This window comes from Robertmurraya siralis (assembly GCF_005502275.1).
In the GTDB taxonomy this organism is placed as follows: Bacteria; Bacillota; Bacilli; order Bacillales; family Cytobacillaceae; genus Robertmurraya; species Robertmurraya siralis.
In genome coordinates this window covers 294,750-309,525 of sequence record NZ_SWLZ01000002.1, presented here as the reverse complement: position 1 = coordinate 309,525, position 14,776 = coordinate 294,750, and the positions used below count along the sequence as shown (strand labels likewise).

General features: G+C 38.4%; 15 protein-coding genes and 1 pseudogene. 9 read left to right on the top strand and 7 right to left on the bottom strand.

All coding sequences use genetic code 11. The features are described 5' to 3' along the window. Positions 1–31 precede the first annotated feature (31 nt). Positions 32–808 carry an aminoglycoside nucleotidyltransferase ANT(9) gene (ant(9), locus tag FCJ93_RS04440; RefSeq protein WP_095309039.1) on the top strand — a complete coding sequence of 259 codons (777 nt, stop codon included), beginning with the start codon at positions 32–34 and terminating at the stop codon, positions 806–808. Positions 809–1,014: 206 nt separating this feature from the next. Here ant(9) and FCJ93_RS25845 read toward each other — a convergent pair. From FCJ93_RS25845 to FCJ93_RS04430, 3 genes and pseudogenes are all read right to left on the bottom strand, one after another. Next, positions 1,015–1,194 (bottom strand): annotated as a pseudogene (locus tag FCJ93_RS25845) (hypothetical protein); the annotation flags it as partial. A gap of 63 nt (positions 1,195–1,257) precedes the next feature. Beyond that, a complete protein-coding gene (locus tag FCJ93_RS04435; RefSeq protein WP_373315136.1) occupies positions 1,258–1,731 on the bottom strand; it encodes a DUF4188 domain-containing protein in 474 nt (157 codons plus the stop codon). A gap of 15 nt (positions 1,732–1,746) precedes the next feature. Beyond that, a complete protein-coding gene (locus FCJ93_RS04430; RefSeq protein WP_137743019.1) occupies positions 1,747–2,289 on the bottom strand; it encodes a PadR family transcriptional regulator in 543 nt (180 codons plus the stop codon). 500 nt (positions 2,290–2,789) lie between these two features. Between FCJ93_RS04430 and FCJ93_RS04425 the strand changes: the two genes are divergently transcribed. From FCJ93_RS04425 to FCJ93_RS04405, 5 genes are all read left to right on the top strand, one after another. Then, positions 2,790–3,473, top strand: a complete 684-nt coding sequence (locus FCJ93_RS04425) for a serine/threonine-protein kinase (protein ID WP_095309033.1) — start codon at positions 2,790–2,792, stop codon at positions 3,471–3,473. Positions 3,474–3,476: 3 nt separating this feature from the next. Continuing rightward, a complete protein-coding gene (locus FCJ93_RS04420; protein WP_137743018.1) occupies positions 3,477–4,280 on the top strand; it encodes an EcsC family protein in 804 nt (267 codons plus the stop codon). 203 nt (positions 4,281–4,483) lie between these two features. Next, positions 4,484–5,482: a tRNA dihydrouridine synthase gene (locus FCJ93_RS04415; protein WP_137743017.1), complete on the top strand. Its 999-nt coding sequence runs from the start codon at positions 4,484–4,486 to the stop codon at positions 5,480–5,482. 416 nt (positions 5,483–5,898) lie between these two features. Continuing rightward, positions 5,899–7,185 carry an ATP-binding protein gene (locus FCJ93_RS04410; RefSeq protein ID WP_170211204.1) on the top strand — a complete coding sequence of 429 codons (1,287 nt, stop codon included), beginning with the start codon at positions 5,899–5,901 and terminating at the stop codon, positions 7,183–7,185. 5 nt (positions 7,186–7,190) lie between these two features. Continuing rightward, positions 7,191–8,084 (top strand): response regulator, encoded by an 894-nt coding sequence (locus FCJ93_RS04405; protein WP_170943548.1) that lies wholly within the window; start codon positions 7,191–7,193, stop codon positions 8,082–8,084. Positions 8,085–8,210: 126 nt separating this feature from the next. Here the strand turns inward: FCJ93_RS04405 and FCJ93_RS04400 are convergent, their stop codons facing one another. From FCJ93_RS04400 to FCJ93_RS04385, 4 genes are all read right to left on the bottom strand, one after another. After that, positions 8,211–8,861, bottom strand: coding sequence for an amino acid ABC transporter permease (locus FCJ93_RS04400; protein ID WP_095309026.1), 651 nt, complete (start codon positions 8,859–8,861; stop codon positions 8,211–8,213). A gap of 12 nt (positions 8,862–8,873) precedes the next feature. Further along, complete coding sequence (locus FCJ93_RS04395) at positions 8,874–9,512, bottom strand: amino acid ABC transporter permease (RefSeq protein WP_095309024.1); 639 nt, start codon at positions 9,510–9,512, stop codon at positions 8,874–8,876. Between the two features lie 61 nt (positions 9,513–9,573). After that, on the bottom strand, positions 9,574–10,380 hold the full coding sequence (locus FCJ93_RS04390) for a transporter substrate-binding domain-containing protein (RefSeq protein ID WP_137743015.1): 807 nt from the start codon (positions 10,378–10,380) through the stop codon (positions 9,574–9,576). Between the two features lie 203 nt (positions 10,381–10,583). Next, positions 10,584–11,309 carry an amino acid ABC transporter ATP-binding protein gene (locus FCJ93_RS04385; protein WP_095309020.1) on the bottom strand — a complete coding sequence of 242 codons (726 nt, stop codon included), beginning with the start codon at positions 11,307–11,309 and terminating at the stop codon, positions 10,584–10,586. Between the two features lie 640 nt (positions 11,310–11,949). Here FCJ93_RS04385 and FCJ93_RS04380 point away from each other — a divergent pair. From FCJ93_RS04380 to dltB, 3 genes are read left to right on the top strand one after another with little or no spacing between them, the layout of a single operon-like run. After that, entirely contained in the window at positions 11,950–12,099 is a 150-nt protein-coding gene (locus FCJ93_RS04380) for a teichoic acid D-Ala incorporation-associated protein DltX (RefSeq protein ID WP_095309019.1), read from the top strand. Between the two features lie 13 nt (positions 12,100–12,112). Continuing rightward, positions 12,113–13,621 carry a D-alanine--poly(phosphoribitol) ligase subunit DltA gene (dltA, locus tag FCJ93_RS04375; RefSeq protein ID WP_137743014.1) on the top strand — a complete coding sequence of 503 codons (1,509 nt, stop codon included), beginning with the start codon at positions 12,113–12,115 and terminating at the stop codon, positions 13,619–13,621. Beyond that, positions 13,618–14,775 carry a D-alanyl-lipoteichoic acid biosynthesis protein DltB gene (dltB, locus tag FCJ93_RS04370; protein WP_137743013.1) on the top strand — a complete coding sequence of 386 codons (1,158 nt, stop codon included), beginning with the start codon at positions 13,618–13,620 and terminating at the stop codon, positions 14,773–14,775. Before dltA ends, dltB begins: the two co-directional genes overlap by 4 nt. Position 14,776: the final 1 nt, after the last annotated feature.

Below are 14,776 nucleotides of genomic sequence, written 5' to 3'. Positions count from 1 at the left end.
GTTTGAATGAAAGGAGCTCCCTGCCGAGAATATGAATAACAAAGAAATACCGAATGAAGCAATTCAAGCATTAAAAATTATCGTGGAGCTGTTTGACGGGATATTAGTGGCAGTATATTTATATGGTTCTGCTGTAATGGAAGGTTTGCGCACGGATAGTGATATAGATATATTGGTAGTAACTAATGATAATATATCTGAAAGAACTCGAAAAGAGCTTGCAGAGAGGCTGATGCTTATATCTGGGGAAATAGGAAACGTAGATGCTATAAGACCGCTGGAAGTTACGGTTATCAATCAAAAAGATGTTGTTCCTTGGCAATTTCCTCCCAAATATGAATTTATGTACGGAGAGTGGTTAAGAGAACAATTTGAGAAGGGAGAAATTCCAGAGCCGACTTTTGATCCGGATTTAACAATTCTTTTAGCTCAATTAAGAAAAAATAGTATTAACCTTTTTGGACTAAAGGCAACAGAAGTTCTTGAATCAGTACCAATGACAGATATTCAAAAGGCGATTAAAGAGTCTTTACCAGGGTTGATAGCTGGCATGAAAGGGGATGAACGCAATGTAATTTTAACTTTAGCCAGAATGTGGCTGACTGCCTCTACCGGTGAAATTAGTTCAAAAGATTTGGCGGCTGAATGGGCGATACCTCAATTAAATAAAGAGCATGCGATTTTACTCGACAAAGCAAGAAAGGCCTATTTAGGAGAGTATGAGGATAATTGGGAAGGAATGGAGACTGAAGTGGCTGAACTTGTTAATGATATGAAAAGGTCTATAGCGACGTGTCTTAACATCTGAGCGTCTTCAAAATATGTTAATGAAAAAAAGGCTAATTGTTGAGAATGGTATAGATAAGTTCTCTCATACTGAAGATTCAAACCGTGGGTACGTTTCTGAGAACGGAAATACTTCCTCACAAGTCACTGCGAAGCAATGATGAAGCTGTACCCAATAAAAGAATCCCCGGGTTTGTTCTAATACAAATCCGGGTTTTTTGCTATAAATCAAGCTATCAAACGTTTTCTGCAAACAAAAAGTGAGGCAGACCACTGTTGGGTAATCCATTGTTGAGCGAATTCAATGAGTTTTGTCCATCGGGCTGGCATCGTTGGCAAGCCTGATAACTCTGGATGAACAACAGGTACTTTCCCTTCTAGGAATGCATGAGGACAAAGAAAGCTAAAATTTATTTTTGACTTTGTCTACACTCTGGGCAATTGAAATATAATTTGCCTCCTTTTTCTTATTTAAACATTTTTAAGTCGTTCACGAGCGGAGTTTCGTTCAGGAGTAGTGGAAATATGGTTTACTGCTTTTCCTAAACCATAGAGAGGCATATTTGCATAAATCGATTCATATCTTCCTTTCCTAACATGATAAGTTTCATGATAGATTCCAACGGCATCATTATTCCCGACTTTTTGATTGAAATTTCTCCAAGCAGTTAAATGTTTATCATTTTTAGCATAGGCGAGCAGGTCATCGACAGAACGCCAATATTGGATCATCGCCGTTGTTCTAAGACCAAAAAAACTTTCCATCGATAAAAATCCTAGCTCCTCTTTCTTAGTGTTAAGTTCTTTTATCATTCCAGGCATGGCAGTGAATACTGGTAACCACTTATGAATGGCTAGCCGTCTGTTTATTCGCATTCCAATGATGAAGACGACAATATCCTCTTTATTGTCAGTGGTATAACGGCCCGTATAAACATGGTTCATCACGAATTCCCCTTCCTATAGCTTATTTTCTAGAGTAAACACACACCATTCAATTGCGGCTTTGGTTATTCTTTTACCATAATCCAATGTTAACAACCAATATTTTGAATCTTCATCGTTATAGTTCTGATTGATAATAGCCTGTTCAATAGTTATATAGGTTTGATAACGTCTGTCAAGTTCTTTCTTATAAGTTTGTAAAAGAAACACCTGTTTTTCTTGAGTTTGATAACGGCCAAAAAATAATTTAAGCAAAACTTCATTCCGCTCAATTGGGAAGTGCTCAATTGGCTGCTCCAACCAATTTTTTAGTACCTCGATACCCTTCGAGGTTAGATGGTACTCATTTTTATCAGGTCTTCCTTGACTTGATAAAGTACGAACTTCAGCTAATTCTTCTTGAACAATTAGTTTAAGAGTTGGATAAATTTGACCATAACTTATTTTCCAAAAATGATTTAAGCTTTGATCCATTATCTGTTTAATTGCATAACCAGATTTACATTCCGTAGTTAATATTCCTAATATTGCATATGTTGTATCGTTATAACGCTTCAATATTCCCACACCTATCTAAAGGATATATATCATTTAGATATAAGATAATAGATGTGAACAAAAAACACAAGAAAATTTTCAAAAGAAGCCCTGAGAAATTAGATAATATATGGGCATGAACCCTTTCAATTGACGTATACTGCAAAAATATAGTATCCTTTAAGTACAGTCTTAGAGTTAGGACTGTACACATGTAAAAGTTAATTACTCCAAAGGGGAGTAGCTTACAGTTATGTCGTCATTACGTGATCATATGATCACCGGCTAAACTGGCAACGAAAGTTGTTTGCGAGACCTTTGCCATTCGGTAAAGGTGATATATATTCGATTTTTCAAGACCTTTACCAAACATATGGTAAAGGTCTTTTTGTTTTATATTCGGAAACTAAGGACTAATAAACGAAAGTAACGAAACAAGGGCTTTATTTTAAAAATTTAGGGAATGAGGAATGAAAGAGATCATATGTTACTTAAACGAAAGCTAAATTTGAGGTGAAGATTTGAAAAATCATAATGTTGAAAATATCATAAAGGATATTCAGGTCATTTCTTCGAAGAATAATAACCCTGTAACGGTTAAAGGTGGTTCCGACCAATTGAAATGTATTGGTGTTGGGACAGATGCGGCAGTTTTCCATATTGAAGGGGACACGCAATATGTGTATAAGGTATTTAGTGAGGATAAATTAGAAACAATGGAAAGGGAGAAGCAAGTATATGAACAACTTGGCGATTCCCCCTATTTTCCAATTTATTATGGGGCAGGTAGTCATTTTCTTATTTTAAGTTATGAAAAAGGGGTTACGCTTTATGATTGTTTAGTAAAGGGGATTCACATTCCAAGGCAAGTGATCACGGATGTGGAGGAAGCCCGTGCTTATGCGATATCGAAAGGATTGAACCCGAGAGATATTCATTTGAAAAATATCCTTTTACATGAAGGAAGAGGAAAGCTTCTCGATGTTTCTGAATACTTAAAAGAAGGAAATGACCATCGCTGGACTTATTTGAGAAAAGGGTATGAAGAGTACTATGATTTAATTGATGGAAAAGAAATCCCTTTGTGGCTCATCGAAACGGTGAGAAAATGGTATAACCAGAAGCAGGGCAGTCCGTTTGATTTTCAAGAATTTGTGCAAAGATTGATAAAAATATTTCGAATAGGAAATTCCGGGGGAGAGTAGAGAATGGAAACAAAAGAGCAACTGCTAAAAGAATTAGATGCCATACAAAAGTGGGAGGAAGAACAAAAGGGTCTATGGTTTTGGGAAAAGCTCGGACGTCTCCCTTTTAAGCTTCTTGATCGCCTTACGCCACAGTTTATTCACAAAAAGATCGGACAAGCACTGGATGAATTGGGTAGCTATTTACAAACGGGTGGCCGTTATCTCTTAAATGAAAAGGACATTTTAAAAAGGTACGTTCGGAAAACAGGCGTTGAGGAGATCACACTAGAATCCATTCCTGAGTTACCGCTAAACATGATGGATGAAGTTAGTGATGAATTGATTCATTCAAGAAAAAATATGGCGATGACACAAGGAGCCACAACTGGAATAGGCGGGATCTTTACATTGTCGATTGATATTCCGCTACTTCTTGGTATATCACTAAAGACACTTCAGGAAATTGCTGTTGCTTATGGCTATGACCCGAATGATAAAAAGGAGCGAATTTTTATCGTAAAATGTCTACAATTCACTTCTTCGGATATTGTCGGGAAGCAAGCTGTTTTAAAAGAATTGTCGGCCTACTCAGACCCTTCGATGGAAAAGAATGATGAAATAATTTCTCAGGTGCAAGGCTGGAGAGAGGTAATCATGACATACAGAGATAATTTTGGCTGGAAAAAGCTATTTCAGATGATTCCGATTGCCGGCATGATTTTTGGATCTTTTATTAATAAATCGATGATTCACGATATTGGAGAAACGGGGAAAATGCTCTATAAGAAACGACGTATTTACGAGAAACTCAAGGAACAATCATAGGAGCAGATTAAACACCTGTCTCGTAATTTTTGGAATTTTATGTTAAAAATGGAAACCGGATTGTTTTAGTGAAAGAGATAGAGATATTTCAAAAATGTGTAAAGTAAATATGGTTTGATAATAAGTCGCTAAGCATGATATAAATGTAAAATAAGTATGAACAATATATTTACAACTTTGGGACGAGGTTTGACGTCGTTACCATGACGAGGGGATTTGAGTTTGAATTGAAAGAAAATTTTTGGCGGGAGTTACCACGACCATTTTTTGTACTTGCACCGATGGAAGATGTGACAGATGTTGTGTTTCGCCATGTCGTAAGTGAAGCGGGTAGACCTGATGTATTTTTCACAGAGTTTGCCAACACGGAAAGTTATTGTCATCCAGAAGGGAATCGAAGTGTACGTGGACGATTGCTGTTCACAAAAGATGAACAGCCAATCGTTGCTCATATATGGGGAGATAAGCCCGAGTATTTTCGGCAAATGAGTGTCGGCATGGCACAGCTTGGCTTTAAAGGTGTGGATATTAATATGGGCTGTCCGGTGCCTAACGTAGCACAGAAAGGGAAGGGAAGTGGCCTTATCCTTCGTCCAGAAGTTGCTGCAGACATTATTGAAGCTGCAAAGGCGGGTGGCTTGCCGGTAAGTGTGAAGACTAGGCTCGGTTACACGAATGTAGATGAGTGGCAGAGCTGGCTCACACATATTTTGAAACAAGACATCGTGAATCTTTCTATTCATCTGCGCACACGAAAGGAAATGAGCCAAGTGGATGCTCATTGGGAATTGATTCCGGACATTAAGAGACTTCGCGACGAGATAGCCCCTGATACACTATTGACGATCAATGGGGATATTCCTGATCGTGAAACAGGCATGAATCTTGCTGAGCAATATGGTGTCGATGGCATTATGATCGGACGCGGTATTTTTAAAAATCCATTTGCATTTGAAACAGAGAAGAAGGAACATAGTAGTGAAGAACATCTTGCTCTTTTGCGGCTGCATCTTGATCTTCATGATAAATATTCAAAGGAATTGGAGCCACGTCCATTTACCGCTCTTCAACGTTTCTTTAAGATTTATGTAAAAGGGTTTCGCGGGGCGAGTGAATTAAGAAATCAATTGATGAGTACAAAATCAACAGATGAAGTCCGGGCCATGCTCGATCATTTTTCGGCAAAGAAAGTGGAAGGGTAAGAGAGAAAGACAAGTCTGAATGAGAAACTATTTAACAATTATTAAAATTTTAATAGACCATTCTATATCACTTCGTACTATAACAGGGAAAACGGCTTTCCAGTTGCTTGTTTTGGTCATTGTATTTTATCATATAAGGGACACCTCTTTTGTTTGGTAGTGTTGACAGTTCTCACTCACCGAAGAATGAGGTGGTTTTTATATTTTGAAAGCATAACTAGAAACATAAATAACTAGCAGGCTTCTGCCTTGAACCTTTTATCTTAACGAAGGGCCCTAAAGGATTAAGTAGTAAAAGATATGGTGTAGTGAAGTAACGTAATGATATAATTGTAAATATAATTTCAGATATTTCAAAAAATGAGTATCGTCATTTGCTCATGACGAACATTGTATGTTTGGGAGAAGTAGAACCTTTGATAAATTTTATTAGGAAGTATATTAGTTTGCAAATTCTTTTTATTGCAGTAGCAACGGCTATATTTGGAGAACTGCGAATAGTCCCTTTTGGCTGGGAGTTTCGCTTTGGATTGGGAAGCAGCATGTTTTTTCTATTGTTGCTTTTGATGAATAATGTTCCCATGCTTCGTACAGGTGTAGTTACTGGAATGGTAGTCGTCTTGTTTCGGACATTAACGGGTAGAAGCTTTATCATCGAACCTAGTTTGTTTTGGGAAGTCCTTGTTACTCACGTGCCAGCAATGTTTTATTATATTGCATTTGCTTTCGGGATGAGCAGGATACCGAAGCAATTTTTTCAATCTCGCTTATTTTTACTAGGCATTATTGTGACTTTTGTCGATTTTTATTCCAATATGGTCGAAATAGGTTTTAGAAAAATTCTAATTGAAACTACATCACTTTCCCTTACAGAGTGGATGACATTTTTGTTGGTGGCGTGTATCAGAGTCTTCTTTGTCATTGGTTTATACGCCAATATAATTTTAAAACAATTGCAGGCAGTTCATTTTGAACAGCAGAAACGATACGAACATACTCTAAGTGTTGGGGCAAGTTTATACAGTGAAAGTTTTTATATGAAGAAAATAATGGATGAAATTGAAAATTTAACGTTAAGCAGTTATGACCACTACCGTAGCTTGAAAAAAGAGCGGCTGTATGCACATAGCAAGCATGCCCTATCGATAGCAGAAGGCATACATGAAATTAAAAAAGACGCTCAGAGAATCCGGGCCGGCTTACTTAAATTACATAACGATACAGAGCTGAATAATGAAATGCTGCTATCGGATATTATAGATTTTGTAATAAGAGCTAATCAGCAATATAGTAAATGGCTGCAAAAAGAGATAGAGTTCTCCTGCCACTTACATGTAAATTATCTGACATCACATCATCTGCTGCTTTTGACTGCCTTAAATAATCTTGCGGCAAATGGAGTGGAAGCGATAGAGGGAAGTGGCAGTGTGAGAATTAGGGTATCTGAACAAAGGAAGATGACTATTTTCCAGATTGAAGATACTGGGGAAGGGATAAAAGAAGGAGAACTTCCGTATATCTTTGTGCCTGGATATACAACGAAATATGACCAGAGAGGTGTTGCGGCGACAGGCATTGGTCTTTCGCATGTAAATAATATTGTGGAAGGCTTCAATGGTGAGATAACGGTCAACTCAATTGAAGGCGAAGGGACATCTTTTGTTATGAAGATACTGACGGCGAAATTAAAAGTCGGGGAGTAGAGTATATGATTACCTATTGTATTATAGATGACGACACGGCCAGTCGCAAAATGATCGAGAATATCATTACGGATTGCAGATTAGGCATAGTGATAGGAAGTGCTACAGGAGGAGAAGAAGCAATTCATTTAATTTTGGAGGAAAAACCGCATGTTGTTTTAATCGACTTGCTGATGCCAGAGATTGATGGAATAGAAATGATTGTAGAATTGAAAAAACGTGGCTATAATGGAAAATTTATCATGATTTCTCAAATCAGCAATAAAGAAATGGTAGGAGAGGCCTATAAAGTGGGGATAGAATTTTTTATTCATAAACCCATCAATAGTATAGAGGTTGAGGCAGTATTAAATCGGATCAGGATGCAGATGACTTTGGACCGCTCCATTGTCGAAATCAGGCGATCATTAACAGGTCTGGAGATAATGCAGCCTGAAATTTCAAGGGATATTCAAAGGCTTTCCGTTAAGGAGATTGTTTCGCAAATTTTAAAAGATATGGGAATATTGGCAGAGAAGGGAAGCAAGGATCTTGTCATTGCAATGGAACTTCTCATCAATGAAGAGACAACCATTGAATTGCCACCATTAAAGAAGTTGTATACGATGATTGCAGAACATTTGAAGGAAGATAGGGAAGATATATTAAAAGAAGTAAAGGCAATTGAACAGAGAATACGCAGAACAGTAGTATCAGCATTGAACAATATTGCTTCTTTAGGATTGACAGATTACTCACATCCTAAGTTTGAACATTTTGCACCCTTGTTTTTTGATTTTCAAGATGTGAGGTTAAAAATGCAAGAGCTTGAAAACAACGAGAAGCGGAGTAATGTGAAAGTGAATGTGAAGAAGTTTTTGCAGGTGCTTTACCTGGAAACATTGGAAAAAATAAAGTGATGGGGGATTGACAGAAACCGCATCACTTTATTTTTTTTTATCATCCCAAATACAATCAGCTTTCGAATTGCTTCAACGGGTTAGCATTTTATCTTAATGTAAGTGGTGCAAAGACACCTTGCATTTTTATGCATGTTTTGCTTCAAAACGTTTTGCAAATATGGAAAGCAAATAATTTACTGTAAAGTACATAAAGGCAACCATGATGAAGATTGGAATGACATAGTCTTGATGGCCACCGTTAATGATCCGAGCATGGTGCATGAGCTCTGGCAAGGAAATAACGACTGCCAGCGATGTATCCTTCAATAAGGCAATAAATTGGCTGACAGTAGGCGGAACCATTCTTTGAACTGCCTGTGGTAATACGATATGCCATAATGTTTGAATGTAATTCAACCCAGAGGATCTGGCTGCTTCAATTTGTCCTTTATCAATCGAGTTGAGACCGCTACGGATAAGTTCAGAAATAAGAGCAGCTTCGAAAATAGTCAATCCTGCAATCGCTGCCGTCATAATGTCAAGATTGATGCCGACTTCCGGAAGTGCAAATCGCATAAAGAATATAATGAGTAGTAACGGCAGATTCCGTATAATATTTACAGCAACAGCCAGTATTTGTGACAACACCGGTACTTTTGCATAGCGGATTATCGCAATGATAGTACCGAGTAAAAAGCTGAGAACAATAGCGATTGCCGCTACCTTAAGCGTAACCATGAAGCCGGACAATAAAAACGTTAGATTCTCTGGAGAATAAGCACCTATGAAATCCATTGCTTTCCCTCCTTAATAACTCGTTGTTAGCCGGCGTTCTAAGTACTCGACTAAGAAGCTCAGCGGTATTGTAATAGCAAGATAGAACAATGCAACAATAATGTAGACACTGAAAACTACATATGTATGTAGAGAAACAAGATCAGCATAATACATTAGGTCTAAACCTGCTACAACTCCTAAGATAGAGGAGTTTTTCACTAAATTAAGCGATTGGTTACCAAGTGGCGGAATGACAACCTTAATCGCCTGAGGTAATATAACATATCGCATTGTTTGTATATAGGTTAGACCGGAAGATCTAGCTGCTTCCGTCTGGCCCTTTGGAATTGAAAGGATGCCTGCGCGAATTGCCTCAGCAATAAAGGCAGCCGTATATATAATTAATCCAAGTGTTCCTGCTGTAAATCCGCCAAATTTAAAACCGTAAAAAAATACAAAAACGATTAAGAGCAGGGGAATATTACGGATAAATTCAACATAGGCAGCTCCGACCCAATTTAAGGGACGAAAAGGAGCAATTCGAAATACTGCAATAATGGTTCCGAGCACAAAGCTGCCAAGCAGTGCTATCATGCTGGCAATGAGTGTATTTTGGAACCCTTCGAGGAACATGTCCCAGTAGTTGATTAGAATGGAAAAGTTAATCAAGGTAAGATCCTCCTGTGTATCAATAGAATAGGAGTATACTTACTCCTATTCTTTGAAAGAATTAGTTTTTCGGCTTCTCACCAATCCATTTTTCATAGATTTCATCATATTTGCCTGATTCTTTTAATTTGTTCAAAACTTCATTGATTGCTTCAGTCAGGTCATCATTTCCTTTTTTAATCGCGATTCCATATGGCTCATCAGTGAAGGTGTCACCGACAACTTCATAATTGTTATCTTGCTGTGCCATACCGTAAAGAATTGCATTATCTGTCGTTAAAGTATCACCTTGACCTGCTTTCAGGGCAAGGAATGCCTCTTGATAATTTTCGAATTCTAATAAGGTAGCATCCGGTGCTTTTTCACGAATATTAATAGATGAAGTGGAACCTTTAACGGCCAAAACGGTTGTATCTGCACCTACATCATCAATGCTTTTGATCGGGCTTCCTTTCTTAACTAGTAAAGATTGCCCTGCATTGAAATATACGTCTGAGAAGTTAACTTCTTTTTTGCGCTCTTCAGTAATGGTCATAGTTGCGATAATAGCATCAATTTCGCCATTGTTTAGCATAGGAATCCTTGTTTTTGAAGTTACCTCTTTTAATTCAATCTTTGATTCATCTCCAAGAATTTCTTTTGCAATTTCTTTTGCAATATCGATATCAAAGCCTTCTACTTCTTTTGTTGATGGGTCTTGCAAACCGAATAATTTCGTATCATATTTAACACCGACAATAAGTTTATCTCGTTCTTTGATTGCGTCCAATCCAGATTCGCCATTGGCTTCCTCTTCATTACCTCCGCCGCATGCCGCCAATACGAAGATCATGGTAAGTGAAATCAGACTAAAAATTAGCTTTTTCATTGAACATACCCCTTTTTTTATTATTTTTTGATGCAATACAATATTGCTGATTATTGGCTCCTTAAGCTCTGACTCGCTGAAACGAGAAAGTGAGCCTTCCCGTTTCAGCGAGTCAGAGCTATCTGTTTTGCATAGCTGAAAGACGTGAGATATTCGAAATGAGCTAAGAATCAACAGTATCGTATAACAAAGCTTATTTTTTATTAATGCAACAATCTGCTGAGGAAAATCCGAGTGCGTTCTTCCTTAGGGTTGCTAAAGAACTCAGCAGGAGTTGCTTCTTCCACGATTTGGCCTTCATCCATAAAAATGATTCGATCCGCTACTTCTTTTGCAAATCCCATTTCATGGGTAACAACAACCATTGTCATGCCTTCTTTTGCAAGTGTTTTCATAACATCAAGTACTTCTCCGATCATTTCTGGGTCCAAGGCAGATGTTGGTTCATCGAATAACATTACTTCAGGTTTCATGGCAAGCCCTCGAGCGATTGCAACCCTCTGCTGTTGACCGCCAGATAGCTGAGATGGAAAAGAATCAGCTTTTTCTGGAATGCCGACTTTTTGCAAGTATTGCATTGCAGTAGCTTTTGCCTCCTCGTCGGAGATTTTTGCAACTTTCTTGGGAGCTAACGTGATGTTATCAATAACTTTTTTATGAGGGTATAGATTGAAATGTTGGAAAACCATCCCGATGTTGCGGCGTAATTTGTTAATATCTGTCTTTTTATCGTGAATGGGAATATCATTTACGATCAACTCGCCGTCAGATATTGTTTCGAGACGATTGATACAGCGGAGCATTGTGCTTTTTCCGGATCCTGAAGGTCCAAGAATAACAACTACTTCTCCACGTTCAATGGAAAGATTAATGTTTTTCAGTACGTGGAAATTTCCATAGTGTTTATTTACATTGCGAAAAAGGATCAAGTATTTTCGCCTCCTGTTACATAATAGTCTAGTTATTAATTCTATGATTTAGTACAACCTTTCAATCATCATATTATCTTAACTACAAAAAACTAAAAAATACTACAAAAAATCCGATCATATTTTGTTGAAATTAAATATGAAGGGTCAATAAAAGTTATTAATTACGCAGGGTTATCCTTTATTTTTTAAAATCTTGAGACTTAGAAAGTCCATAAATGATAGCTTGGATTTTATTGAGAAGGAAATTTTCTTTAGACAAATCAGAAGAAATCTTTAAAAAAATAATTGGGTACGAGAATAGTTTAAAAGCACCGATAGAGTTAGTTAAAACAACCGTGTTTTATCCGGATAATGGGTTCACTGCTTTTCAGAAGGAGGCAAAATCTTTTTGACAAGAATTTTATATAACTGTTCACGTGATAAAAAGTAATAGAGGAAAATGCATCTTTTTATGTGTTTAAGTGCACTCAGTATGCAAATAATCCTGAATTATTATAGAACAAAAATTTAATATGGAGTCAGGCAGCGAGCTGATAATTGTATCACTTGGATATACAAATTTCCTCATAAGTGAAACTTTTATATAAACATTTTCGTTATATATTTTTGTTAAGACATTTTGGAAAGGAACAGACCAATGTTAAATAAGCTAAAAATGTTGTATGAAAAAACAGCAATGAAGTGGCTGCTCAAAACTTCCTATTATTTTCTTATTTTAATGCTGCTGTTTTTAATTTACGGATTCCATACAGCTAATACAGGTTCATATATTTATAATGATTTTTAATGGAGAAAAAACAATGAGATTGATAGAAACAATTAAAGAATATGCGCAAACACAACCCGATACCCTTGCTTTTTTGAATGAAGAAGAAAAACTGACATACGGAGAGCTTTGGTCACAATCTGAGCGCCTTGCCGCAAGGATTCAAAGCGAGGCTTTAACAGATGCTTCTCCGATCATTGTCTATGGGCATATGAAACCGGCTATGGCGGTTTCCTTCCTGGCTTGTGTGAAAGCCGGGCATCCGTACATTCCAGTTGACGTATCGATTCCGGCAGACCGGGTTCTGAAAATCATCAACAGTTCAAAAACCGAGCTTTTACTCAATAATTCAGGCACTTTGGTTAACACGGGAGATGTCCTCATTTCTGTAGTGGAACCGGGCGTTCTTGAAGGAGACGGGGGGCCGGAGACAGATCCCGGACTCTGGGTTGATGGTGAAGATACTTTTTACATTATCTATACATCTGGAAGCACGGGAAATCCAAAAGGCGTGCAAATTTCAGCTGACAATCTTCAGAGCTTCACAGATTGGGTCACGAATGACTTTCCGGTAGAAAGCGGTCAAGTGTTCTTAAATCAAGCCCCGTTCTCCTTTGATTTATCGGTAATGGATCTTTATCCGTGCCTGCAGTCTGGGGGTACATTATGGACGGTTACGAAAGACATGATTAATCGGCCTAAACTATTGTTTAAAGCACTGAAGCAGTCGAATGTTAACGTCTGGACATCGACGCCTTCTTTCGCACAAATGTGCCTGATGGATCCCTCTTATTCGGAAGAGCTGCTTCCGGACCTGAGCTTGTTTATGTTTTGCGGAGAAACGCTGCCTGCGTCAGTCGCCAGACAGCTTAAAGAAAGATTTCCAAAGGCACGTGTTTTTAACACATACGGCCCGACCGAGGCGACCGTTGCCGTTACTTCCATCGAAGTAACAGACGACGTATTAAACAACTATTCTTCACTTCCCGTCGGTTCTGAAAAGCCCGAAACCGAAATCGTGATCATCAATGAAGACGGAACAGCCGTCCAAGATGGGGAAAAAGGCGAGATCATTATTACCGGAACCAGTGTCAGCAAAGGCTATTTAGGTGAAAAAGCGCTGACGGAAAAAGCGTTTTTTTCTTACAACGGCGCTCCTGCTTACCGCACCGGTGACGCAGGTTATAAAGAAAATGGGCAATTGTTCTTCCTCGGAAGACTTGATTTCCAAATTAAATTGCATGGCTACCGGATTGAGCTTGAGGAGATCGAATATCAAATCAAACAGTCCCGATACGTGCAGTCGGCAGTCATTACTCCATTTTATCGCGAGGAAAAAATTGAGTATCTGATCGCCATGATCGTGCCTGCCGAACATAATTTCGAAAAGGACTACCAGTTAACCAGTGCCATTAAGAAAGATTTGGGCAGCAGGCTGCCGGCCTATATGATTCCGAGGAAATTCATGTATCAAAACGAGATTCCGATGACGGCAAACGGTAAAATTGATCGCAAGAGATTAAAAGAAGAGGTAACCGTATGACGCCTTATAGTTCATTTCTATTCTTCATTATTTTAGGGATTTTATTGGCGCCGACCATCATTCTCGGACTGAACGGAAAAAGCTTTCGTTTATATAATATGCTGGTTTCCGTCCTGGTTCTGGCACTTATTTTTTCCAACAGCCTGCACGGCTTGATCATGCTGTGCCTGTTTACGCTTTGGCAGACAATTTTGATCAAAAGCTATATCGCTTACCGTCGCGAAGCGAACAGCGGCATCATATTTTGTCTGGCAGCAGCAGCTTCTATTCTGCCATTGGCGTTGTCAAAGCTGCTGCCGTTTTTCGCTGTTGACAACTGGGCAACATTTCTCGGAATCTCGTATTTAACTTTTAAAGGGGTTCAGCTCATCATTGAAACCCGCGACGGTCTCATTAAAAAGCAGCTCCCAATCAGCAGACTGCTTTATTTTATTCTCTTTTTTCCAACCATCTCATCAGGTCCAATCGACAGGTATCGCAGATTTGAGAAAGACGATCAGACGGTATGGACGAAGGAGCAATACGAAGACCTGCTTTACAAAGGAATCAATAAAATTTTTCTCGGCTTTTTATATAAGTTCATTCTTGGCTATTGCATTAATACGTATGTCATTATGACAATGCAGTATTGGACTTCCAGCAGTTTCTCGCATGGATTGGCATATATGTATGCGTACAGTCTCTATCTGTTCTTTGATTTTGCCGGCTACACGGCTTTTGCGGTCGGCATCAGTTATATCATGGGAGTCAAATCCCCTGAAAACTTTAATAAGCCGTTTATCAGCCGCAATATTAAAGATTTCTGGAATCGCTGGCATATGTCGCTTTCCTTTTGGTTCAGAGATTATGTGTTTATGCGCTTTGTCCTGTGGATGACGAAGAAAAAATGGATCACAAATAGGATGGCTGTTTCCAATATTGGATATTTGTTGCTGTTCTTGCTTATGGGCGTCTGGCACGGCCTTGCTCTTCAATACATCGTCTATGGATTGTATCACGCGCTGCTTATGGTCGGCTTTAACTTCTTTGAAAAATGGAATAAGAAATATAAATGGTGGCCGAACAATAAGTGGACGACAGCTGTCTCAGTCGTGGTGACTTTCCACTTTGTCTGTTTTGGATTTTTTATTTTCTCAGGCGAATTAATACATTAAA

Bases quoted from the DNA above. Each gene is read 5' to 3' on its own strand.
- FCJ93_RS04390 (WP_137743015.1), bottom strand. From the start codon at position 10,380: ATGAAAAAGCTAATTTTTAGTCTGATTTCACTTACCATGATCTTCGTA.
- FCJ93_RS04435 (WP_373315136.1), bottom strand. From the start codon at position 1,731: ATGAACCATGTTTATACGGGCCGTTATACCACTGACAATAAAGAGGAT.
- FCJ93_RS04420 (WP_137743018.1), top strand. From the start codon at position 3,477: ATGGAAACAAAAGAGCAACTGCTAAAAGAATTAGATGCCATACAAAAG.
- dltB (WP_137743013.1), top strand. From the start codon at position 13,618: ATGACGCCTTATAGTTCATTTCTATTCTTCATTATTTTAGGGATTTTA.
- FCJ93_RS04400 (WP_095309026.1), bottom strand. From the start codon at position 8,861: ATGGATTTCATAGGTGCTTATTCTCCAGAGAATCTAACGTTTTTATTG.
- dltA (WP_137743014.1), top strand. From the start codon at position 12,113: ATGAGATTGATAGAAACAATTAAAGAATATGCGCAAACACAACCCGAT.
- FCJ93_RS04415 (WP_137743017.1), top strand. From the start codon at position 4,484: ATGACGAGGGGATTTGAGTTTGAATTGAAAGAAAATTTTTGGCGGGAG.
- FCJ93_RS04405 (WP_170943548.1), top strand. From the start codon at position 7,191: ATGATTACCTATTGTATTATAGATGACGACACGGCCAGTCGCAAAATG.
- FCJ93_RS04380 (WP_095309019.1), top strand. From the start codon at position 11,950: ATGTTAAATAAGCTAAAAATGTTGTATGAAAAAACAGCAATGAAGTGG.